We start from the raw sequence: 22125 nt of genomic DNA, 5'->3' as shown, positions 1-22125 counted from the left end.
TGATTCCTTTCAAAAATTTTCTAACTAAAAAAGACAAAAAACGGCTCATATCAACTTTACAGCCGACAATGAGCCCAGATAAATACACTATTAGGAATTTTCCTCGTTTTTATTAACAGCGAAAGAACGAGTCGCAGCAACAGCTCTTTGCCAACCTTGGTAGAGTTCTTCTGCTTCTTTAGCAGGCATTAACGGTTCAAATCGCTGACCGGCAGTAAAAAGCGCCTTTAATTCTTCTGTATCCTGCCAATAGCCAATGGCCAAACCTGCTAAGAAGGCTGCTCCCAGAGCGGTTGTTTCCAGATTAGCTGCCCGTTCAATCGGTATCTGGAGAATATCTGCTTGAAACTGCATGAGATAGGTATTCATAGCTGCACCGCCATCTACCCGCAACTGAGGAATAGCAATAGCTGTATCAGTCCGCATAGTATCTATAACATCGCGCGTCTGATAAGCCAATGACTGCAGGGTCGCCTTAATAAGGTCATCATCACTCGTTCCGCGGGTCAGACCAAAGACTGCACCGCGCGCTTCACTATCCCAGTAAGGGGCTCCAAGGCCCGTAAAAGCAGGAACCATATAAACTTCGTTGTGACTTTTCGAACGGTAAGCCGCCGCTTGAGAATCAGGTGCTGATGCCAAGAGATGCAATTTATCACGCAGCCATTGCAAAGCAGAGCCTGCTACAAAGACAGAGCCCTCTAAAGCATAGGTCACCTCTCCATCTAACGCATAAGCAATAGTCGTCAAAAGATGATTAGCTGACTTAATGGGCTGTGTCCCTGTATTCATAACAATAAAGGCACCTGTCCCATAAGTATTTTTCACCATTCCTTCTTCTAATGCCAGCTGTCCAAAGAGAGCCGCCTGTTGGTCTCCCGCCATACCACAAATAGGAACGGAACTGCCAAAAAAATGAAAGGGAACAGTATAACCGTAGACTTCAGAATTAGCCCTCACTTCTGGCAAGAGACTGGATGGAATTTGAAGTAAATCCAAAATCTCCTGATCCCAAGTTAACTCATGTATATTAAACAGCATGGTTCGACTAGCATTAGAGTAATCTGTCATATGCGCCTGTCCGCCTGTCAGACGCCAGAGCAGCCAAGTATCAATCGTGCCAAAAAGCAGCTCCCCATTCTCAGCTCGCTGCTGGGCTCCCGGTACCTGATCTAAAATCCAGCGAATTTTAGTAGCGGAAAAATAAGCATCGACAATTAAGCCTGTTTTTGCATGAAACATCTCCTGATAACCATCAGCCACCAGCTTATCAGCAATACTGCTGGTCTGTCTGGACTGCCAGACAATGGCATGATAAATAGGCAAACCTGTTGCCTTATCCCAGATAACTGTAGTTTCACGCTGATTAGTAATACCAATGCCTGCAATCTGCTGAGGTTTGATTCCCGATTCGATAAAAAGATTTGCCAAGGTCGCCTGTACGGCATTCCAAATCTCATTGGCATCATGTTCGACCCAGCCAGGCTGCGGAAAATATTGGGGAAATTCCTTTTGAGCCTCATGCACTTTCTTTCCGGCCTTGTCAAAAAGAATGGCTCGTGTTGAAGTTGTCCCTTCATCAATTGCTAAGATATAAGAATCCGTCATGGCTCACCTCCATTTTTTGATAACGCTTACAAACATTATACCTTAGTCTTTTTCTTTTCTCAAGGTGAGAAAAGTGGACAACGATTAAAAAAGCGAAAAACAATTTAATCTTCTCCAGATATTAAGATAAGTCAACTTACTCAACACAGTTAAAATGAACTGTGCTGAGCTATTAACATATAAAGACCGCCATTCTTGTCTTCTATCTAGAAATCTGGGAGTAAATAACTAAAAAGTTCCGATAAAAATAGCAAAGGCAGACTTCCAATAAACAAAGTCGTTTTATTATTTTTCATATCAACAAAATATAGCAGCACCTACGGTTGTTCCAGATACCGTACCAGCTCCCACGCCACTTACAAAACCTAAGCCTGCTGTTCCAAGTACACATCTAATAATACCCCACCTTCAACAACTGAAAGCACTTCATCATCCATGATATCAAATTGTTCAAATGCTTATGTATTCATATGAACAGTACTCTACGACATAGGCATGAAAAGTTATGAGTCAAAGCTGCTTAACATCTTTCATCTGGTTACCTGATAATAAGGCATAAGCCTGTCAAATCCCTGTGCTAATTGATCAGTCAGAGTTGTTAAATCTAGGCCTTCTAATATAGGAATATCATACTTAACCAGAACTTTTCGAACCTGACCACTTGCAATTTTTTCTCGTAAATCCTGACGGTTGACTTCTGTTCCTGACACCCGATGACTCTCTCCATTTTCCTGAGCAAAATAATAAAGCGGCTCAGCAATCGGTATTTCCAAAACCTTATGCTGTTTAAGGAGAGTCATTTCTGATTTTTTGCGTTCGATAAAACTAACCTCGACTGAAATTCCAAAATCAGCTGAATCTCCATAGAGTCTAATAGCAATCCCAACATCATCTTGACTGTCTTCTGGTCTTTTAAAATAACACCAAAAATGAGGTCTAGCTATCTGAGCTTGATTAGCCCAATTGCTAACACGAGTCATCTGAAATGGCGCAACTTTAGGTTCCAGAGTTTTAGCTATCTCGGTAAATTCAGCACGCGCAGCCTGTCCCAGAGCTTTTAAGTCCTTCATTTCAGCTGCTAAATGGCCTGCCTTTTCAGGTTTAATATATTTAAAGCCTCGATAATCAAGATAAGTACTGAGTTTTTGATACATCATTTTCTCCTTATATTTGTAAAATGAGAATAAGCTTCCAAATGGATTTTGTGGCTTTGCTTACGCAATTGATTAAAATCGAGAACGAAGTAAATCTAATCAACTATTGGTTAAACAAAGAAAGAGTTTGGGACAGACAGTTATGATTGTGTCCCAAACTCTCGTTGTTTTTATTTGCGTTTTCGGGCAATTAAATGAATAGGAGTTCCTTCGAAAACAAAGGCTTGGCGGATTTGATTTTCTAAGAAACGCAGATAAGAGAAGTGCATCAGTTCTTCTTCATTGACAAAAATAACAAAAGTCGGCGGCTTGACAGCAACCTGTGTTGCATAAAAGATTTTGAGACGCTTGCCTTTATCAGTCGGCGTTGGATTAAGAGCAACCGCATCCATGATGACATCATTGAGCACTGCTGATGGGATTCGGGTATTTTGACTTTGGCTGATTTGTTTAATCATATCTGGCAGCTTATTAAGACGCTGCTTAGTTAAGGCAGAAACAAAAATGATTGGGGCGTAAGACAGGAATTGGAATTGATCACGAATATCTTCTTCCCAGTTAGAGACTGTATGGTTGTCTTTTTTAAGAGTATCCCACTTGTTAACAACAATGATAATCCCTTTACCAGCTTCATGAGCAAAGCCCGCAATACGTTTATCATATTCGCGGATTCCTTCTTCAGCATTGATAACCATAAGTATGACATCCGAACGCTCAATGGCGCGCATAGCACGCATGACAGAATATTTCTCGGTATTTTCGTAGACTTTTCCAGATTTTCGCATACCAGCAGTGTCAATCATGACAAATTCCTGACCTTGGCTGTCTGTAAAATGCGTGTCAACAGCATCGCGCGTGGTACCGGCAACGGGACTTGCAATCACGCGCTCTTCTCCTAAAATGGCATTAATAAGACTGGATTTACCAACATTGGGACGGCCGATCAGACTGAACTTTATCACATCAGGATTATTTTCCTCGAGTTTTGTCGGAAGATTTTCAACAATAGCATCCAGCACGTCTCCGGTTCCAAGTCCATGAACAGATGAAACAGGATAAGGATCTCCTAAACCAAGCGAATAAAAATCATAAATGTCATTGCGCATTTCAGGATTGTCAACCTTATTGACAGCAAGGATAACAGGCTTGTTGGTACGGTAGAGAATCCTTGCAACATACTCATCAGCATCCGTAACACCTTCCTTACCGGACACTACAAAAACAATAACATCAGCCTCTGTCATGGCAATGTCAGCCTGATGCTTGATTTGTTCCATAAACGGCGCATCAACATCATCAATGCCGCCTGTATCAATCAAGGAAAATTTCCGGTTGAGCCATTCAGCACTGGCATAAATCCTGTCCCTTGTCACTCCTTCAACGTCTTCAACGATGGAAATACGTTCACCAGCTATACGGTTAAAAAGTGTCGACTTGCCGACATTAGGACGGCCGACAATCGCTACGGTTGGTAAAACCATTACTACTCCTTATCTTCTGTTTTCACCCTCTAGGTGAACTTCTTTAGCTAAATAGCGAATCCGTTCCATGACACGCTTGGCCTGCCAGGTTTCATCACTTCCACGGATATTGGCTAATTTAGCTTCTAAATCTTTAAAACTGTAATTAGAGGTAAAAAAGGTAGGCAGTTCTTCTAACATACGGTACTGTAAAATGACCTGCAACACTTCATCCCGAATCCAGGAAGTGCTCTGCTCAGCACCAATGTCATCCAAAATCAGAACTTCAGCCTTTTTAACAGCATCAATCTCATCTTTAACAGTACCTGTGTTAATAGCATTCTTCACATCAATGGTAAAACTTGGAAAATGCAGTAAGGTAGTTGCTGCACCTCTTTGTTCTGACAATTCATGAGCCATAGCTGCCATTAGGTAAGATTTGCCGATCCCCATATCTCCATAGAGGTAAAGGCCTTTTTGCTCGGGGTTGGGATAATTTTCAACAAAATCAGCAACCATCTTAAAAACATCCAAGCGCTTGACATCATCAAGACTGATATCATCAAAAGAGATGTTCTTATAAGATCTAGGCAGGCTGACAACATTGATTCGTTCTGAAACCGCCTGTTTTTTCTGAGCATCTTTAAGTTCTTTGGTTTCCAAATAAGAAACATCTGCATAGCCTTCATTCATATCCAAAATTGGCTGGTAACCCTTGGCCACATAAGATACATCGCGATTTTTAAAGCGGTCGCGTTCTATCAAATACTGATTAAATTTAGGCAGACTAATCTTAATCTGTTCCTGAGTCAAATGATGAGCAACGATAAAATCAGCAATGTCTTGATCTGCTAAAATAGCCTGCATCATTTTTTCAGTATCATAGTGCTTTTGATGATTCTTTTTAGCTAGGGTTTGCCCAATTTTTTCCATCTACTCACCATCCTTTCTCAATCTAGCAAGCGTCTGACGTTTAATTTCATCTAAACGCGCCTGCTCATCTGCTGTTGTCTCATTTTTATAGTCCTGATTGCTCCAGTCGGGAACATTGCTCTTTGACTTCGTTTTCCCTTGATTTAGGCTCGTCTTGCGTTCAGAAAAAGCACGCATTTTTTCAACTGCCTGCTCTGCAGAAACAACCTTCTGATAGGCAAAATCATTGGCAATTTTCATCAGATAGCGCTTATTGAGATTGGCCGAATTGGTCTTGGAGACGGTATATAAAACCATAACATTAATCACTTCGTCCAAAAAACTCATTTCTGCTAAATCAGCCAGCAGTTTTCGTTCATCTGCTGTAATCGCTGCATGCCGCGTCTTTTTTATCTTAGCCAGAAAAACCTCAGGCCTGTCAGACTTGGCTTCATGAATAATAATTTGCTCTTCCTTAGAAAATTGACTGACCGTATCACCATGCTTGGCCTGCTCTTTTTTCAGCTGCATGCGCTTGGTTGAAATCTTATGCTGACTGGCTGTTTCTTTGGCCAAAAGATAGGTTTCATACCAGGTCAGCTTGTACTTTTCAGAAATAACATATAAGGCCACAGCATCTGTTTGCTCATTGCTAAACTGTAGGCCATCTCTAGCCATCAGATGTTTAAAACTGTCTAAATCAAAGTCTGTTTTGCTTTTAACTGCTTCCTGCGGCTGAGACTGCTCTGCAGGCCCAAAAACATCTGAAAACTGTTTGGACAGATCCCTAGCATCCTTGGGAACATCCAGTTCCAGATATTCTAAGGCAACCTGTCCTATCTTTTGCTCTAAAAGATTGCGGTAAACAGCATTTTTACAAAAGGCCTCAGCAGTTAAAGGCGCCAGCAATTTGACATAGTAGAGGCCATCTTTCTCATAAAAAACCAACAGATCCATAGCTGTCAAAATAGACAGGGACTCCTCAAAACGAGCCATGCCAAACTGCGTATGATTAAGAATCTCGCTAAATTTATGCCTTTTTTCGCCATTATCAAAAAAACTGATAAAATACTGATAGAGAGCCGCAGCGTCACTGCCGATAATAGGCAAATAAAAGCGCATTAAGCTGACAGTATCCGGCAGGAGATAGTTCTGCCTAACATAGAGAAATTCATCAATCGGTTTCATCTAAGCTACTCTTTTTCTTACTTCTGACGCGGTTGGTAATCTGCTGCAGGAGCGCTTCAATCTCATCAACATCCTTAAAACTGCGGTAGACGCTGGCAAAGCGAACGTAAGTAATCTCATCCAGTTCTGCCAATTCATCCATAACTAAGTTCCCAATGACAACGCTGGAAACTTCACTGTCATAGTCACTGCGGATCTTTTGCTCAATGTCATTGACAACTTTTTCAATAGCACTGCTGGACACAGGACGTTTTTGAGCACTGCGGATAATGCCATTAAAAATTTTATCGCGGGAAAATTGCTCTCTGGTTCCATCCTTTTTGACAACTAAAAGCGGCAATTCTTCAATTCTTTCAAAGGTAGTAAAACGTGTATGGCAATTTTCACATTCTCGGCGGCGTCTGATCGTGTTGCCTTCCTCAGCCTGACGGCTGTCAACAACGCTGGATTTTAAATAATTGCATCTAGGACAACGCATGAAAACACCTCGTTTCTTGATTCAAGTCAGTACTTTATTTTACCATATTTTAGTCTGGAACAAAAGCAAACAGCAAAAGGCTAAATTCTTAGCAGCCTGTTATTATTATGCTGATTTTTTGTTTTACAGACACAAAAATAAGGGCAGAAACTTCCCTGTTCAACCCTTAAATTCTTATTTTTCACGAATAACGTATCCCATACCACGAACAGTTTGGATGTAGCTTTCTTTTCCGGAAACATCAATTTTGCCACGAAGATAGCGAATATAAACATCAACAACATTCGTTTCAGCTTCTTGATCATATTTCCAGACCCGATCCAAAAGTTCTTCTCTAGTCATGACTTGATTGATATTTTCCATAAGAGCGCTGAGCAAGTCAAACTCACGCTTGGTCAAAGGTATGGTCTCACCATTTCTAATCGCAGCGCGATTGTGGACATCCAGCTGTAAATCATGGTAGGTATTGTCATTTTTTGAAGAATTTTTAGCCTTTTCAATATCCTGACGGCGGAAAATAGCACGAACGCGAGCCAGCAGTTCTTCGATAGCAAACGGTTTCACTACATAGCCATCTGCACCGCGATCCAGCCCGGTTACGATATCCATAACAGAATCACGAGCAGTAATCATAATGATATAAGTTGTTTTCTCCAATTGCAACCGACGTGTTACTTCATAACCATCCATTTCTGGCAGCATTAAATCAAGAAGAATCAAATCGAAATCTTTTTCAAGTGCTCTGTTCAATCCAGAACGTCCATCGTATTCTACATCAACCTCGTATCCTTCATGCTGCAGTTCTAAAGAAACAAATTTTGCAAGATTTTTTTCGTCTTCAATAATTAAAATACTCTTAGCCATATACCCCTCTATTAATCACCCTTAAATTTTATAATACTATTCTAATAAAATAAAATTTCTTTAATCGAAATATAAAAACCAAGTAACAAACTTATTACAGTCTTATAAGGTCATTGTTTTTTTATTATGATGACGTTAAACTTCTTTATTATCAAGGAAATTCAAGCTTCACCAAGCCCTTTTTCAAAATTTTATTTTTTAAAATAATCTGCTAGTTTTTTCATTATACTATTTCTATTTTCTTTTTTCAATGGCTATGATTGTTTTTTTCTGCTCCTTTTCTAAGAAAAAAATTTGATTTATTAAACAATTTGAAACTTTGAAGCTATTCTAAAAACTAACTATCAAAAAAGTTATTCTTCATCAAATAATCCGTCTAAAGCGGCAAAGGGGCTGTTTTTTTCCTGCTTTTCTTTTTGCAGTTTTTTGTACTGTTCTTCACTGAGCAGATTCCAGTCCTGTCCTGAGGGCAGCTGTTGATCTTGTTTTTCTTCTTCAGTAAGAATTTGAAGAGGAATATTAAGTAAAATATTATCAATAACACTTTCTTCTAAATCAATGACAGCATCTTCCAAAATCAAAACTAAATCTTCATCAACTAAATCTTTCTTAGCCTCCATCTGACTAGCTTCTATAAAAACTTCATTAATAAAAAGTGACTTTTTTTCTTTAACAGTCTCCAAAGACCGACTGGAAGGCAGACTAATTGTATAAGTCAAGTCATAATTTAAAAGGTAGAGACCGCCATCATAGCTGACTTTCCCTTTAGCTATAACATCTTCAAGGGCTAAGACTTCAGGATTTCTTGCTTTTACGGTTTCTTCAATTGACAGTTTTTTCTCAAACACCACACCTTCTGGCTGCTTTTTGATATCATTAATATTAAACATTCCCTACTTCCTCCTATAATTTTGCAGATTAACATCAAGTCTTTACTATTATATCAATAATCTTTTGACTTGTCCTTGTCCCTGTTCTTGATCTTTCTTTTCAGTTAGCTGCTGTTCATCGCCTAGTCTGTTTTTGATTGTTATTGAGTATAAAAGGAGCAAAAACTAATCGCATTCCCAAAGACAACGACTGTTCTTGCTCCTTTGATTTAATCTTTTATTGTACAGAATTATTTTTAATCTAGTTTTGGCTGGCAATTATCTAATATAATACACACTTTTCCAGTATGATTACATTTGCTCCAAGCGCTTGATGCGGTCAGCAAGAGGCGGATGGGTATAAAATAAGTGCTGAAGACTGGACTTTTTCTGAGGATCATTGATGTAAAGTGCAGCACTGGCATCATCAACAGGATGAGCCATGGGCTGAGACTGCTCCAATTTGCGCAGAGCCTTAATCATCCCTTGCGGATTGCGGGTCAATTCAACCGAACTGGCATCCGCCAAATATTCACGCTGGCGAGAGATAGCCAGCTGGACTAAACTAGCTGCTAAAGGCGCTAAAACAATAGCTAAAATGGAAAAAATCAGCAGGATAATCTGCACATAACCGCCGCCTTCACTGTCATTTGACCGGCGATTCCTACCACCGCCAAACCACATCATGCGCCCTCCGATACTGGAAATAAGAGTCACAGCACTGGCAAGAGCCACGGCAATCGTTGAAATTCGGATATCATAATTGCGGATATGGCTGACTTCATGCCCGATAACGCCCTCTAACTCTTCACGGTTCATAAGAGCTAAAAGTCCTGTTGTTGCTGCAACCGCAGCGTTCTTAGGGCTGGAACCGGTCGCAAAGGCATTGAGCGAAGGATCATCAACCACATAGACACGCGGCATGGGAATCTGCGCTACCATAGCCATGTCTTCTACAATATGATAGTAATCCGGCATTTCCTCTGCTGTCACTTCTCTAGCATTATTCATGGCCATTACAACATTGGTTGATTGAAAAATCATACTGAAAGCATAGATAAAGCCAATGATTAAAGCAATGATAAGACCGCCTATTAAACTATCCAGCCAAAGGTAACCGACCGCAGCACCGATGGCAGCTAAAAGCAGAAAGAAGACAAACAACAAAATAATTGTCCTTCTTTTATTGCTGGCTATTTGATCAAACAACATAGCACTACTCTCCTAGGCCATGTCGCTAAAGTCAACTTTTGGCACTGATTTTTCTTCTTCAGGTGTTTCCAAAAATTCGCTGGCTTTAAAGTGAAACAGCCCTGCAATGACATTGCTTGGGAAGGTTTCCAGTTTAACATTATAGTTAGCGGTTGTTGAATTAAAGAGCTGACGTGAATAAGAAATTTTGTTTTCTGTATTGGTCAGTTCATCTTGCAGTTTCATGAAGTTCTGATTGGCTTTCAGATCAGGATAATTTTCGGCAACAGCCAAAATACTAGCCATTTGCTTTCCAAGTGCATCACTGGCCTGCATAGCTTCATTGGGCGTACTGGCATTAGAAATTTTGCTGCGCAGCTCTGTCACTTTTTCCAGAGTGCTTTGTTCATAATTGGCATAGGCTTTGACTGTTTCCAGCAAATTAGGAATAAGATCATTTCTGCGTTTTAACTGCACATCAATCTGACTCCAAGCCTCCTGTGTCTGCATACGGCTTCTTACAAGGCCGTTATAGCCTACAATCACCCAAATAACAAGCAGGATGACAACAATTAAAACAATCCAAATTAACATGTATTATTCTCCTTCAAAATTCTTGTTTCCATTATATCAGAAAAAGAAGAATTGTGTTAGAATAAGTGATGACAAAAAGGAGAAAAACATGACCCCTGAAGAATTTTACCAAGCATTAGCCAAGCACCAAATCAATCTGTCTGATCGGCAAAAAAGGCAGTTTGCTTCTTATTTTAAACTTTTGGTCGAATGGAATGAAAAGATTAACTTGACAGCCATCACTGAGGAGAAAGATGTCTATCTTAAGCATTTTTATGATTCTGTTGCACCTATCTTAGAGGGCTTCATCAAAAATAAACCGCTGAAGCTTTTAGATATAGGAGCTGGAGCTGGTTTTCCAAGTCTACCCATGAAAATCATCTATCCTCAGCTAGAGGTGACAATTATTGACTCACTGAATAAGCGCATTAAGTTCCTGCAGGTGCTGGCTGATGAGCTGGAGCTGACTGATGTTCATTTTTATCATGGCAGGGCTGAAGATTTTGGTCAGGACAAAAATTTCCGCGCTCAGTTCGATCTTGTTACTGCCCGGGCTGTTGCCCGTCTGCAAGTGCTGTCCGAACTAACTATTCCCTTTTTAAAGGTAGGTGGACAGCTTCTGGCGCTGAAAGCCAGTGCTGCTGATGAGGAAATTGCGGCTGCTCAGAATGCGCTGAAAACACTGTTCAGTCAGGTTTCAGGAAATTATCATTACCAGCTTCCTAACGGAGATGAACGTAACCTTACCTTAGTGACCAAGAAAAAAGAAACGCCCAACAAATACCCACGTAGGGCCGGAATTCCCAACAAAAAACCTTTGTAATGTTTAAAAAGACGATGCAAACAAATTTCACATCGTCTTTTTGTCTTTAACACCCATGATTCTATTTGGTCCAAGGATTGTAAAAACGTCCTTTATTGACTGTAAACAGCCAAAGGCTAACAGCTAGAAGCAGGCAGGCCAGAAAAATCGTAAGAAAATCATTTTTTCTAAAGGACTGATAAGTATACCAGGTCCTTTTTTTATTTTTACCGAAACGACGGAGCTCCATAGCCGTTGATACTGTATCAATCCTGTCCAGTGAACTAAAAATTAAAGGAATGACAATTTGCAAATTACCCTTGATACGTTCCAACAATTTTGCTTTTTTGGATAATTCTAGACCGCGTGCTTCCTGGGACATGCGAATCATATAAAATTCTTCCTGAACGTCAGGAATATAACGCAGGGTTAAGCTTACAGCGTAAGCTATTTTATAGGGAACCCCAATTTGATTGAGGCTGGAGGCAAACTGACTGGGATGAGTTGTCATCAGAAAGAGCACAGCCAAAGGGACACTGCAAAAATACTTAAGCGATAAGTTCAGGAGATAAAACAGCTCCTGACCGCTTACATAAAACCGGCCCCAGCCTGTCCATAAGACAGTCTTTGCACCATAAATTGCTTCCCCATAGTCGGGAGCAAAGAGGTAAACAACAATAACATTGATAATAGCAAAAACAGTAATAAACTTAATCACAAAGGAAATCTGATGCCAATGGATGTCAGCCTTCTTAAACAAATAAAGAGATAAGATACCAATAAATATAAGCAGCCGCGTATCATAGGTTGTCATACAGGCGATAGAAACAAGAACAAAGAAGAGCAGTTTGCTGGCTCCTGAAAGACGGTAAAGAAAGCCTTTTCCTTCTTGATAACCAATTAAACGATTAGCCATGGCAACCTCCTCGCTGGTCAATGTAATAATTCGTTAAAGCAGCAGGGTCTGCACCCAATCGTTCAGCCAAATCAAAGAGACTGGTCTTTTTGAGATTAGCTTTGGCTAATATTTCTTCTTGACTGAACAGCTCAATAGGACTGCTATCTGCAATAATCTGACCGTCATAGACCACAATACTTCTGTCTGAATACTCCATCATCAGCTGCATATCATGGGTAATCATGATGATGGTATGCCCAGCAGCATTAAGTTCATCTAAAAACTGCATGATTTCTGTATAATTCCGTTTATCCTGACCAGCTGTTGGTTCATCCAGCAAAATAATTCTCGGATTGAGAACTAGGATAGATGCGATAGTCACGCGCTTTTTCTGACCAAATGATAAGGCTGAAACGGGCCATTTACGAAATTCATACAGGCCGCAAACCTTTAAGGTTTGGTAAACTCGTTTTTCAATCTCAGCTTCAGCCATACCGCGAAGCCGCAGCCCTAAAGCCACCTCATCAAAAATCATGGTCTGACTAATCATCTGATTAGGATTCTGCAGAACATAGCCGATTCTTTCTGCCCGCTCTTTGATCGAGTCATCAACGATTGATTGACCATTATAGAGAAGCTCTCCATCAGTCTCAATAAACTGGCAGAGTGCCTTGGCAAGCGTAGACTTTCCTGCCCCATTTTTCCCTACAACTGCAATTCGCTCTCCCTGATGAATAGTCAAGGAAATATCTTTTAGAATAGGCTTTTGGGGAATGTAAGCAAAATTTAAATGTTTGATTTCCAAAAGCTTTTCTTTGGTTAAAGGATGAGCATCCGAGCTTATCTGATTAAAATGCACCTGATCCAAGTTTATCTTATCAAGTTCTGAAAGATGCTGCGCCTTTGAAACATCCATACCTAAATCACGTAAAACCGATATATACAAGGGTTCACGAATCCCATTTTCAAGCAGCAATTCGGTCTGCAGTAACAAATCTGGTTTGCCATTAAAAATAATCCGACCATCATTGATTAAGATAATTTTATCTACATGCCGGTAAAGTACGTCTTCCAAGCGATGCTCAATGATAATAGTTGTTGCCTCAGTTCCCTTGTGAATCCTGTCAATGAGATCAATTGTTGACTGACCTGACTTGGGATCTAAGTTGGCAAGGGGTTCATCAAAAAGTAAAATCGGACTTTCATCAATTAAGACACCAGCCAAACTGACCCGTTGCTTTTGTCCGCCTGAAAGATCCTGCGGCCGATGATCAAGAAAGTCTAATAAATCCAGTCTCTCAGCCCAAGTATGAACTTTTTCCATCATAGTCTTACGGTCGGTACAATCATTTTCCAAGGCAAAAGCAAGGTCTTCAGCAACTGTCAGGCCAATAAATTGACCGTCCGGATCCTGCAAGACTGTTGAAACAAGATGGGACTTTTCGTACACAGACAAATCAAAGGCTGGCTTGCCACCAATCGTTAGGCTCCCACTCATCTGCCCTTTATAAATATTGGGAATAATGCCATTCAAACAATGGCCCAAGGTCGATTTGCCGCAGCCAGAAGGCCCAACAATCAAAACCTTTTCCCCTTTCTGAACAGACAAATTAATATCTCTTAAAGTAGGTTCGGTCTGTGCATCGTATTTAAAGGTAAAATCCTTAAATTCAATAAATGCTTCCATAAGAATCTCATCTCTAATTTTCTAGAAGGCTAATCCTTAGACAGACTTCCTGACTGTGTCCGCGTTTTAGCATAGACTGCTAGCAGAACAGTTCCGCCAATACCGATTGTCAGAGCATTCACTATGCCGGCAAGCAGACCCTGTGTAAATACTTTTTGAGCAGGCTCATTGTAAATCACAATATCGCCAAGCGGGGCAAGAATTCCCCAAACGATAACATTAGCAATAATTTGAACTGCATTAAACAAAATCATTTTTTTAGAGTTAAAGGCAGTTTTTTCAATGGCAATTCTGCCAGCGAAAAGGCCGATAATTAACCCCAGAAGCCCAGTGGCAATCTCCCAGGACCACCAAATACCACCAGAGAGCATATCTTTAATGACATGGCCAATAAAGCCGCTGAAGAAGCCTACAACCGGTCCAAAAATAACCGCCAGCATGGCCTGAACGGCATATTGCAATTGAATACTGGTGTTTGCAAAAATCGGAATATTGATGAAAATACCAATAATGACAAAAAGCGCTGCACCGATACCTGTTGCGACAACTGCTTTAATTGAATTATTTTTCATTTTTTCTCCTTAATTGATTTTCTTAATTTCAATACGCCATTGCGGACCAACTCCGACATTATAGGCTTTGGCAAAGGAACCTTGATTGATAGCAACTCCCACACGGTAGAGGGAATTGATATAGATAATAGGCTGACCGACTCGGACAGCAGCAAATGATTTGCCATAAGTAACCTGATTCTGATAAACCAGCATATCATTGTTGTAAATAGTCACTTCAAAGCGATCATTGAACTCAGGACGAAGCGTGTAAAATTCCTCGCGAGTAATTGAAGTCCACAAAGAGCCAAAACGAACATCTAAGATGTCAACAGCACCGCGAACGAAGTCATCTCCAATGACTGTTGTTACTGTCGGCAGCTCCACAATAGCATCAACAGGCAGCTCAGGACCCACATCTTCAAAAGCAATATGACCGCTGGCTAGTTTCGCCCCTGTAAAAGCATAAACATCACGGCCATGAAAAGTATAAGAAAGCTCGGTATTGCGCCGGCGGTTTTCAATTTCAGAAATTTCCCTGACCGCCTTAATACCGATATGCTTTTTGATGTAAGATAAGGTGCCGTTATCAGGCGTTACAATATACTGATTTTTCTCCGTCAGCGCCACAACACTTTTTCTGTCAGAACCTACGCCTGGATCCACAACCGATACAAAAGTCGTGCCTTCCGGCCAATATTCCACTGTTTGAAAGAGCCGGTAGGATCCTTCAAAGATATTGTAGGGAGTGATTTCATGGGTCAGATTGTGAATACCAAGTGTCGGCTCCTCCTGCAGTGCCACACCAATCATGGCTGACACCGCACCGTCAACCAGACCAAAATCTGACTGCAAAACTAATAAATTATTGCTCATTTAAATTGATTCGCTTCCTTTCTTATCTCTTCTTATTTTAACATAAGACAGCAGGCATTGGTAGAGGATAAAAAATTAGGAGCGCAACAAGATTGAGGCTGGGACAAAAGTCTTGTCTCTTTTGTGCTGCTCTCTTGCAGTTGGCTCCTTTTAAAATCACAACAATGTTCTGTAAAATAAATTTTGCGTGCACCAAAAGATTCTGTAGCTGCAGCAAAAATACAAAAGCTGCTTTAGTAAAGCTCTGTGCGCCGATCGGTAAAAACAGGAATCTGTCCACGAACCACTGCGACCTGGTGCACATCAATTTCAGCGCTGAAAACTCCTTCACTGTCATTGGTTTCTAACAAACGATGGCCTAGAGGGTCAAGCACAAGTGAATGACCGTTAAACTGATCCTTCAGTCCTTGCCCCACACGGTTAACTGCAATGACGAAGGCCTGATTTTCAACAGCCCGCGCCTGTAAAAGGATCTTCCATTGCTCAATACGGCTAGTAGGCCACTGGGCTGATACAAAGAGCAACTCTGCCCCTTGGCTCATCAATTTACGAGTCCATTCGGGAAAACGAATATCGTAACAGATGATATGACTAGCAGCAACAGTTCCAATGCGGAAATGGCTTTCCTTTTGTCCAGCTGTTAAAAAATCATCTTCAGCCATGAGCCCAAACAAGTGCACCTTATCATAGGCATTAATCAGCTTACCGTCTGCAGCAAAGGTGTAGCCAGTGTTATAAAACTTTCCCAGCCGTTTAGTAGCGACAGAACCTGCAACCAGGGTTACCTGATGTTCACTGGCAAACTGGCTGAGCCAAGAGATACTGTCCTCTCCGTTTTCGTCAGCAATCTCTTCTAATTGTTCCAAAGCATAGCCTGTATTCCACAGTTCCGGCAGGACAATAACATCAGGCTGGTCTGACAGAGCTTGCTGCATGAGCTCTAAAACCTTATTTTTATTTGTTTGAGGCTGGCCGTCTTTGACATCAAACTGTACCAGACTTACCTTCACAAAAATCACCTCCCAAATTCAAAATATCCATTAGCTTAAACAGCTGTTATATTTATCAGCGGTGGCTAACCTTTCTGGTCAGGGTATCACCAATAAACTGAATGATAAAAATAAGCAAGAGAATTATTAAAGTTGCCACCCAGGTCACATCATTGTTAAACCGATTATAGCCGTAAGAAATGGCAACATTGCCAAGTCCGCCAGCTCCGATTGCGCCGGCCATGGCCGTTTCGCCAACCAAAGAAATCAGAGTTACTGTCGACACGCGAATCAGGTCTGGAAAACCTTCACTAAGGTAAACCTTGACAATATCCCAAAAGGTAGCGCCAGAAGCCTGAGCCGCTTCGATAACACCACGATCTAACTCAGAAAAGACAACTTGAACCTGACGGGCAAAGAATGGGAAGGTCGCAAAGGACAGAGGAACCAAGGCTGCTGTTGCTCCCAGATTTGTCTGTATCAAAAGCAGGGTCAAAGGTGCCAGTACCGCAATCAAAATAACAAAAGGAATGGCACGAAAGACAGATGTCACCTTATCAATAATCCAACAGACAGGTTTGTTTTCAATGACGCCATCAGGTCCCATCAACACGAGCAAAAGACCAAAAATCAATCCGACTCCGCCGCCGATGATAAAGGGAACAATAGTCATGTACAGCGTATTTAAAAGTGCTGTCAGCCAGCCGGCATCCCCTGTCAGACCAAGCTCATACACATTTGGTAAATAAGTTTGAATTAACTGCATTCCTTAAGCTCCTCTCTTTAGAATAGTCACTGTTAAATCTAAGGATTTTAAATTATCAAGTGCCTGCTGAATATTAGCAGCATCACCTTCTAAAATAACAATCATTTCACCAACAGGCGTTGCTTCCAAAATCTCTATATTGCCGTAAAGAATGTTGGCAGTTACCTGATAATGCTTATAAAGATTATTTAAAATCGGCTCATCTGTAGCTGTACCAGCGTATTTCAACTGCAGTAAGACCGCATCAGCCGGCAGGTTTTGAACAATATCCTGCTGCTTGATTTTAATCAGAGCTTCTTCAATACCAGTCGCTGTTTCAATAAAGTCCTTAGTCAATTCTTCCTTAGGATTGGAAAAAATATCCAAGACCGAACCTTCTTCGATCAAAGAGCCAGCCTGCATAACTGCCACACGGTTACAGATATCTTTGACAATCTGCATTTCATGGGTAATCATGACGATGGTCAGACCTAATTTTTTATTCAAATCCTGCAAGAGCGCCAAAATCTGCTTGGTCGTTTTGGGATCTAAGGCAGAAGTCGCTTCATCTGAAATTAAAATTTTAGGATCATTGGCAAGAGCCCGTGCAATAGCCACGCGCTGCTTTTGACCGCCTGAAAGCTGAGCAGGGTAATTATCCGCACGGTCAGATAAGCCTACTAGTTTCAGCAGCTCTGTCACCTTCTGCTCTTTTTCTGCAGGGCTTAAATTCGAGTGCCGCAAGGCAAAGGCAACATTCTGCCTAGCAGTCTTTTGAGCCATGAGATTGAAATGCTGAAAAATCATGCCAATTTCATGCCGTTTCTGCCGCAGTTCCTGACTGGACAGCTGAATTTTTCCTTTATCAAAGGTAACATCATCATCAACTGTGACTTTTCCGGCTGTTGGTGTCTGCAAAAGATTGATAACACGCACAAGGGTGGACTTGCCTGCACCGGAATAGCCGACAATGCCATAAATATCGCCTTGATTGATGTGGACACTGACATCCTTAACCGCCTCTATTCGGCGTTTCTTTTGATGAAAGGTGATATCAATATGATCGAGTTGTATAATCGCCTTACTCATAACTTCTGATTAACTCCTTTATTAATTCAATATGGGTATAATAGTCGGCCAAATTTACATTTTCATCGCCGCCGTGATCCCGGCTGTTGGGATTGCCGATGCCAAAAGCCAGCATAGGAACCCCCAAAGCTTCATAGACCGTATGCATGGGACCTGTACCTGCTGCTGTTGGCAAGACAGAAACTCCCGCTTCATAGAACTGCTTGCTCAATTCAACAATATTCAAAATGGCTGGAGCGCTCATATCACTGCGGTAGGACTCTTCTCCCAAAGTATAAGTCACCTTAACATGCTCAAATCCGAGTTTTCTTAAGTGACTGTTAATCTTTTCAAAAACATATTTGGGACTGAGCCCCGGCACCAGGCGCATTTCCATCTTGGCACTGGCAGAAGCCGGAAGAATGGTCTTGACACCCTGCCCCTGATAGCCTGAGGAAAGCCCTTCTATAGACAGAGCCGGTTCAAAAAAGTAGGTTTTAAGAAAATCCTTGCGTTCTTTTTTCAAAGTCGGAAGTTTTAAACCGTAAACTCTGCGCAGCCCTTCGCTGTTTTCAAGGGCAAAGCGCTCTACCAAATCCAGTTCGCGCTCATTGGGCTCTAAGACATGATCATAAATGCCATCAATCAAAATCCGGCCATCATCAGCCCTCATACTGGAGATAGCATTCAAAAGATACCAGGTTGCTGATTCAACAACGGCACCGTATTTAGAATGAATATCAACCTCAGCACTGGAAACTGACAGATTAAAGGTAATAATTCCTTTATTTCCACCTGTCAGCTCTAACTGTCCCAGACTGTTTTTAACCCCCTGTTCCCAGATTAAAACATCTGCCGGCAGTAAGCTGTCTGCATACTTAGCCAAATACTTATCAAGTTCTGTTGAAGCAGACTCCTCTGCTCCTTCCATAATAAAGGTAATGTTAACAGGAAGATCACCAACCTCGCGTATATACTTTCGAACGGCTGTCAGGCGAGCTGTAATGTGTCCCTTATCATCATCGACGCCGCGGCCGTACATATAACCTTTTCTGACAGTCAGTTTAAAAGGATCGTCTGTCCAAATCTGGTCGTCATCTGCTGGGACTGTGTCATAATGATTGTAAAAAATAATTGTCTTGGCCTGAGGATTGGAACTCTTAAATTTAGCAATGACAAAAGGAGCCGTATAGGTCTCATCAATAGTCACCTCCGCGCCAACATTGGCAAAAATTTCTCCCAGATAGGCAGCGACATCCTGAAGCCCTACCTGCTGAGCAAAAATAGACTTTTTAGAAATCAAGGTTCGCAAAACTTCAAAATAATGCTGAGCCACTTCATCCTGCCAAAACTTAGCAATTTGTTCTTTTTCGCTTGAAACTACCATTATTCTCCTCTTATATGATAAGAGGCTGAAACCCAGTCTCAGCCTCTCATTTTTAGTCATCCTACTCTATAAATATGTTAAGCAGCGGCTGCCTGCAGCTGTGTCAATTCTTTAGAAATTATCATGCAGCCAAACAATCACTCTAAAACCTGCTGGAGCTATCAGCCTTTTACATCAGGCTAAAAACTCTAAAATCCTTTTTGCAGGCAGTTTTGAGCCCTATCGTCTGCTCATTTTCAGCTGCTGTCTGTTACCAAACAGGCTGGTCAACATTTTTGGACGTTTTTTCGATAACTTTCTTAACAGCATCAGTATGGTAGACCTTGACTAATTTCTTAATAGCAGCTGCCTTATCTGATTTTTTCCAGTTTTTTTGCGCTGCAATGATGTTAATCCACTGCTTAGAACCAGCATTGACCTTTTCTTTATAAAGAGATGTTTTAAAATCAATTTTAGCTGGAACAGCATAGCTGTTATTGACAACCGCAGCATCTACAGATGTCAGATTACGAGCTGTCTGACTGGCATCTACTTCCTTGATATCAAGATCTTTCGGATTGGATTTGATATTCTTAATAGTAGCCAGCGTATCGCCTGATACATCTAATTTAATAAGACCAGCATCCTGAAGAACGTACAAGGCGCGGCTTTCATTGGTAGCATCGTTAGGAACAGCAATTTGACCTTTATCTGGCAGCTGTTTGACGCTAGTGTATTTAGCCTTGCCCTTTTCAGTTCCTGAGAAAAGATTAACCGGGCTGATGTAAGTTTCAGCAACAGTCACCAAGTCGCCCTTATTTTCTTTATTCCAGTTGTTGAGGAAATTATAATGCTGGAAAGCATTGATATCGACTTCTCCGTTTTTCAAAGCCTTATTTGGCTGAGAGTAATCTGTAAACTCTTTAAACTTGAGCTTGATATCATCCTTCTTAAGCAGCTCTTCAATTTTATCCCAGCGAGCCTTATCAGAATCGGTCATAGTCATCACACCGACAGTTAAAGTATTCTTATCGTTTTTTTGACCGCAGGCTGCAAGGAAAAATACCGCCGCCAAACTCAAACCTAATATACCTAATATTTTCTTTATTTTCATTAATCATCCACCTTTTCTACTAAAGTAAATTTATTTTCTCATAATTGCTTATAGCTATCAAATTGTTATTTTGATAGTTTTCCTATAGTTTTAAACTATAACTCTGTTTTTCATTTCGGTCTGGCTGCTAAAAAAGAGCTGGACTTTTCCAAGTACCCATCTGGTCAGTCCGCTCCTTGTAAGCTTATTTTATATCTTTTTTGTTTGGAAGGTAGCTTCCGCCCAGATATTTTTGAGAAATTTTCTCCAGTGTTCCATCATTATACAGTTTTTTGATTCGCTTATTGACAAATTTTTGCAAATCTTCCTGTCCCTGAGCAAAGATAAAGTAAACATAAGGTTTTTGTTCTGATGGAAGTTCAATGACTTTCAGGTTATCGAGCCCTTGATCTTTGATGATTGTTTCAGCGGAAATTTTTTCAAAGATCTTGAAATCATATTTACCATCGCTGACATTGCGGATTTGATGGGCAATGTCTTCACTGGTGAAATTCAGTTCTACTTGGTTAGCCTTGTCTTGTTTTTTGTTGAATTTTTGCAGCATAGCTACCGTTGTATTTCCCTGAACAACTTGGGTGCTGTGTCCAGCAATATCATCATAAGACTTAATGTCGCTGTCCTTAGGTACAACGAGCACTAAAGGATTGGACGCTGTCGGGTTAGAATACAAGTATTTGTTGGCCCGTTCTTTGGTATAGCTGATGTTGTTAGCCCCAATTTGATACTTGTCACTGTCAAGTCCCGAGAAAATACTGGTCCATTCGGTCTTTTGGTATTTGACCTTGTATTTGTCTGTTCCCTTGAAGACAGCCTTTGCGACTTCGATATCGTAACCCGTCAGTTTGCCATCTTTCTCATAAGAAAAGGGATTAGTAGTTCCAACAGTTGCAAGCGTTACGCTTTCTTTTGATGATTTAGAGCCAGAGCTGCAGGCTGCCAGCAAAAAAACTGAGGCAGCAGCAAGAGCGCCCGCCTTAAAAATTGTTTTCAGTTTCATAAGTTTCCTCCAAGAATAATGATTACGTCTATCTTATCACTAATTAAGAACCTTGCCTATTAGATAATTTCTATCACGGTGATAAGAATTTTCTATCACAAGTCAAACCAAAGAAGTTTAGCTTTTCTGATAATAATCCAGCAAAAAGAGAGCATTTTCAACATAGTAATTGACAGCAACCGGCAGTGCTTCATCTTTCACAATAAAATCATCATGGTGCCAGTCAGCCGCATGCTCATCGCCATTTGAACCCACAAAAGCAAAGACACCAGGGATCTTTTCCTGATAAGCCGCAAAATCCTCACCGCCTGTTGAAGGCTCCACTTCCAGAACTTCCGCAAATTTCTTGGAATTTTCAAAAATCAAAGGTGTTAACTGTTCATCATTGTAGGTAACCCTAGGTGAATTTCCCCATTTAATTTCGGCCTGCGCACCGAACTGATCTGCTGTGTTTTTCACAATCGTATTAAAGCGTTCAAGCACCTGCTGTCTGATTTCAGGATTAAAGGTACGGATGGTTCCTTCAAAAAAGCCGCTGTCAGGCAGTACATTCCAGGTTGTGCCTGCATCAATGTGGGTAACCGACAAAACTGCCGAATCAAAAGGCGACACTGTCCTAGCAATGATAGACTGCAGACTGTTCACCATGGTTGTAATCGTCAAAACAGTATCTATGCCCAAATCTGGTCTGGCCGCATGAGCACTGCTGCCCTTTACTCTCACTTCAAATTGCTC

The 22125-nt window shown here is 41.0% G+C and carries 21 protein-coding genes and 3 pseudogenes; 1 reads left to right on the top strand and 23 read right to left on the bottom strand.

All coding sequences use genetic code 11. The annotated features are described in order from the left end of the window. Positions 1–90 precede the first annotated feature (90 nt). The 11 genes and pseudogenes from glpK to SCSH_RS07510 all read right to left on the bottom strand — a co-directional run bounded on the left by glpK (position 91) and on the right by SCSH_RS07510 (position 10318). Positions 91–1608, bottom strand: a complete 1518-nt coding sequence (gene glpK / locus SCSH_RS07555; RefSeq protein ID WP_057491279.1) for a glycerol kinase GlpK — start codon at positions 1606–1608, stop codon at positions 91–93. A gap of 297 nt (positions 1609–1905) precedes the next feature. Further along, positions 1906–2045 (bottom strand): annotated as a pseudogene (locus SCSH_RS10935) (ComC/BlpC family peptide pheromone/bacteriocin). A gap of 93 nt (positions 2046–2138) precedes the next feature. Continuing rightward, positions 2139–2762 carry a hypothetical protein gene (locus SCSH_RS07550; protein ID WP_057491278.1) on the bottom strand — a complete coding sequence of 208 codons (624 nt, stop codon included), beginning with the start codon at positions 2760–2762 and terminating at the stop codon, positions 2139–2141. 170 nt (positions 2763–2932) lie between these two features. Continuing rightward, the gene (der, locus tag SCSH_RS07545; protein ID WP_057491277.1) at positions 2933–4243 is read right to left on the bottom strand and encodes a ribosome biogenesis GTPase Der; all 1311 of its coding nucleotides are present in this window, start codon (positions 4241–4243) and stop codon (positions 2933–2935) included. A 9-nt stretch (positions 4244–4252) separates the two neighbouring features. Further along, the gene (gene dnaI, locus SCSH_RS07540) at positions 4253–5155 is read right to left on the bottom strand and encodes a primosomal protein DnaI (RefSeq protein ID WP_057491276.1); all 903 of its coding nucleotides are present in this window, start codon (positions 5153–5155) and stop codon (positions 4253–4255) included. Beyond that, a complete protein-coding gene (locus SCSH_RS07535) occupies positions 5156–6322 on the bottom strand; it encodes a DnaD domain protein (protein WP_057491275.1) in 1167 nt (388 codons plus the stop codon). Next, positions 6309–6800: a transcriptional regulator NrdR gene (nrdR, locus tag SCSH_RS07530; RefSeq protein WP_057491274.1), complete on the bottom strand. Its 492-nt coding sequence runs from the start codon at positions 6798–6800 to the stop codon at positions 6309–6311. Before nrdR ends, SCSH_RS07535 begins: the two co-directional genes overlap by 14 nt. A 174-nt stretch (positions 6801–6974) precedes the next feature. Beyond that, the gene (locus SCSH_RS07525; protein WP_057491273.1) at positions 6975–7664 is read right to left on the bottom strand and encodes a response regulator transcription factor; all 690 of its coding nucleotides are present in this window, start codon (positions 7662–7664) and stop codon (positions 6975–6977) included. A 353-nt stretch (positions 7665–8017) separates the two neighbouring features. Then, complete coding sequence (locus SCSH_RS07520) at positions 8018–8554, bottom strand: DUF177 domain-containing protein (protein WP_057491272.1); 537 nt, start codon at positions 8552–8554, stop codon at positions 8018–8020. Between the two features lie 291 nt (positions 8555–8845). Beyond that, a complete protein-coding gene (gene htpX / locus SCSH_RS07515) occupies positions 8846–9745 on the bottom strand; it encodes a zinc metalloprotease HtpX (protein WP_057491271.1) in 900 nt (299 codons plus the stop codon). A gap of 12 nt (positions 9746–9757) precedes the next feature. Beyond that, positions 9758–10318, bottom strand: coding sequence for a LemA family protein (locus SCSH_RS07510; RefSeq protein WP_057491270.1), 561 nt, complete (start codon positions 10316–10318; stop codon positions 9758–9760). A gap of 88 nt (positions 10319–10406) precedes the next feature. On the opposite strand from SCSH_RS07510, the gene rsmG reads away from it, so the two are divergent. Continuing rightward, positions 10407–11120: a 16S rRNA (guanine(527)-N(7))-methyltransferase RsmG gene (gene rsmG / locus SCSH_RS07505; RefSeq protein ID WP_057491269.1), complete on the top strand. Its 714-nt coding sequence runs from the start codon at positions 10407–10409 to the stop codon at positions 11118–11120. Positions 11121–11181: 61 nt separating this feature from the next. Here the strand turns inward: rsmG and SCSH_RS07500 are convergent, their stop codons facing one another. The 12 genes and pseudogenes from SCSH_RS07500 to SCSH_RS07450 all read right to left on the bottom strand — a co-directional run. Continuing rightward, a complete protein-coding gene (locus tag SCSH_RS07500) occupies positions 11182–12015 on the bottom strand; it encodes an energy-coupling factor transporter transmembrane component T family protein (protein ID WP_057491268.1) in 834 nt (277 codons plus the stop codon). After that, positions 12008–12805, bottom strand: a pseudogene (locus tag SCSH_RS11470) (energy-coupling factor ABC transporter ATP-binding protein); the annotation flags it as partial. The pseudogene SCSH_RS11470 and the gene SCSH_RS07500, both read right to left, overlap by 8 nt. Positions 12806–12838: 33 nt before the next feature. Continuing rightward, positions 12839–13684 (bottom strand): annotated as a pseudogene (locus tag SCSH_RS11465) (ATP-binding cassette domain-containing protein); the annotation flags it as partial. 29 nt (positions 13685–13713) lie between these two features. Continuing rightward, positions 13714–14256 (bottom strand): ECF-type riboflavin transporter substrate-binding protein, encoded by a 543-nt coding sequence (locus tag SCSH_RS07490; RefSeq protein ID WP_057491266.1) that lies wholly within the window; start codon positions 14254–14256, stop codon positions 13714–13716. Positions 14257–14265: 9 nt separating this feature from the next. Continuing rightward, the gene (locus SCSH_RS07485; RefSeq protein WP_057491265.1) at positions 14266–15111 is read right to left on the bottom strand and encodes an SAM hydrolase/SAM-dependent halogenase family protein; all 846 of its coding nucleotides are present in this window, start codon (positions 15109–15111) and stop codon (positions 14266–14268) included. Positions 15112–15344: 233 nt separating this feature from the next. Next, the gene (locus tag SCSH_RS07480; protein WP_057491264.1) at positions 15345–16121 is read right to left on the bottom strand and encodes a carbon-nitrogen family hydrolase; all 777 of its coding nucleotides are present in this window, start codon (positions 16119–16121) and stop codon (positions 15345–15347) included. A gap of 55 nt (positions 16122–16176) precedes the next feature. Beyond that, entirely contained in the window at positions 16177–16866 is a 690-nt protein-coding gene (locus SCSH_RS07475; protein WP_057491263.1) for a methionine ABC transporter permease, read from the bottom strand. A gap of 3 nt (positions 16867–16869) precedes the next feature. Further along, complete coding sequence (locus SCSH_RS07470; protein WP_057491262.1) at positions 16870–17934, bottom strand: methionine ABC transporter ATP-binding protein; 1065 nt, start codon at positions 17932–17934, stop codon at positions 16870–16872. Beyond that, a complete protein-coding gene (locus SCSH_RS07465) occupies positions 17927–19300 on the bottom strand; it encodes a M20/M25/M40 family metallo-hydrolase (protein ID WP_057491261.1) in 1374 nt (457 codons plus the stop codon). Before SCSH_RS07465 ends, SCSH_RS07470 begins: the two co-directional genes overlap by 8 nt. Before the next feature lie 250 nt (positions 19301–19550). Continuing rightward, positions 19551–20393: a MetQ/NlpA family ABC transporter substrate-binding protein gene (locus tag SCSH_RS07460; protein ID WP_057491260.1), complete on the bottom strand. Its 843-nt coding sequence runs from the start codon at positions 20391–20393 to the stop codon at positions 19551–19553. Between the two features lie 184 nt (positions 20394–20577). Next, positions 20578–21390 carry an amino acid ABC transporter substrate-binding protein gene (locus SCSH_RS07455; protein ID WP_057491259.1) on the bottom strand — a complete coding sequence of 271 codons (813 nt, stop codon included), beginning with the start codon at positions 21388–21390 and terminating at the stop codon, positions 20578–20580. Between the two features lie 117 nt (positions 21391–21507). Next, positions 21508–22125, bottom strand: a 618-nt coding sequence (locus SCSH_RS07450; RefSeq protein WP_152972540.1) for a M20/M25/M40 family metallo-hydrolase, incomplete at its 5' end; no start/stop codon positions are given.

This window comes from Streptococcus orisasini (assembly GCF_001431045.1).
Lineage (GTDB): Bacteria > Bacillota > Bacilli > Lactobacillales > Streptococcaceae > Streptococcus > Streptococcus orisasini.
The sequence above is the reverse complement of the archived record's forward strand: the minus strand, read 5'-3'. Positions and strand labels throughout refer to the sequence as shown.

Bases quoted from the DNA above. Each gene is read 5' to 3' on its own strand.
- SCSH_RS07520 (WP_057491272.1), bottom strand. From the start codon at position 8,554: ATGTTTAATATTAATGATATCAAAAAGCAGCCAGAAGGTGTGGTGTTT.
- SCSH_RS07485 (WP_057491265.1), bottom strand. From the start codon at position 15,111: ATGAGCAATAATTTATTAGTTTTGCAGTCAGATTTTGGTCTGGTTGAC.
- SCSH_RS07500 (WP_057491268.1), bottom strand. From the start codon at position 12,015: ATGGCTAATCGTTTAATTGGTTATCAAGAAGGAAAAGGCTTTCTTTAC.
- nrdR (WP_057491274.1), bottom strand. From the start codon at position 6,800: ATGCGTTGTCCTAGATGCAATTATTTAAAATCCAGCGTTGTTGACAGC.
- SCSH_RS07550 (WP_057491278.1), bottom strand. From the start codon at position 2,762: ATGTATCAAAAACTCAGTACTTATCTTGATTATCGAGGCTTTAAATAT.
- SCSH_RS07490 (WP_057491266.1), bottom strand. From the start codon at position 14,256: ATGAAAAATAATTCAATTAAAGCAGTTGTCGCAACAGGTATCGGTGCA.
- SCSH_RS07510 (WP_057491270.1), bottom strand. From the start codon at position 10,318: ATGTTAATTTGGATTGTTTTAATTGTTGTCATCCTGCTTGTTATTTGG.
- SCSH_RS07470 (WP_057491262.1), bottom strand. From the start codon at position 17,934: ATGAGTAAGGCGATTATACAACTCGATCATATTGATATCACCTTTCAT.
- dnaI (WP_057491276.1), bottom strand. From the start codon at position 5,155: ATGGAAAAAATTGGGCAAACCCTAGCTAAAAAGAATCATCAAAAGCAC.
- glpK (WP_057491279.1), bottom strand. From the start codon at position 1,608: ATGACGGATTCTTATATCTTAGCAATTGATGAAGGGACAACTTCAACA.
- SCSH_RS07475 (WP_057491263.1), bottom strand. From the start codon at position 16,866: ATGCAGTTAATTCAAACTTATTTACCAAATGTGTATGAGCTTGGTCTG.
- rsmG (WP_057491269.1), top strand. From the start codon at position 10,407: ATGACCCCTGAAGAATTTTACCAAGCATTAGCCAAGCACCAAATCAAT.
- htpX (WP_057491271.1), bottom strand. From the start codon at position 9,745: ATGTTGTTTGATCAAATAGCCAGCAATAAAAGAAGGACAATTATTTTG.
- SCSH_RS07460 (WP_057491260.1), bottom strand. From the start codon at position 20,393: ATGAAAATAAAGAAAATATTAGGTATATTAGGTTTGAGTTTGGCGGCG.
- SCSH_RS07535 (WP_057491275.1), bottom strand. From the start codon at position 6,322: ATGAAACCGATTGATGAATTTCTCTATGTTAGGCAGAACTATCTCCTG.
- der (WP_057491277.1), bottom strand. From the start codon at position 4,243: ATGGTTTTACCAACCGTAGCGATTGTCGGCCGTCCTAATGTCGGCAAG.
- SCSH_RS07455 (WP_057491259.1), bottom strand. From the start codon at position 21,390: ATGAAACTGAAAACAATTTTTAAGGCGGGCGCTCTTGCTGCTGCCTCA.
- SCSH_RS07525 (WP_057491273.1), bottom strand. From the start codon at position 7,664: ATGGCTAAGAGTATTTTAATTATTGAAGACGAAAAAAATCTTGCAAAA.
- SCSH_RS07465 (WP_057491261.1), bottom strand. From the start codon at position 19,300: ATGGTAGTTTCAAGCGAAAAAGAACAAATTGCTAAGTTTTGGCAGGAT.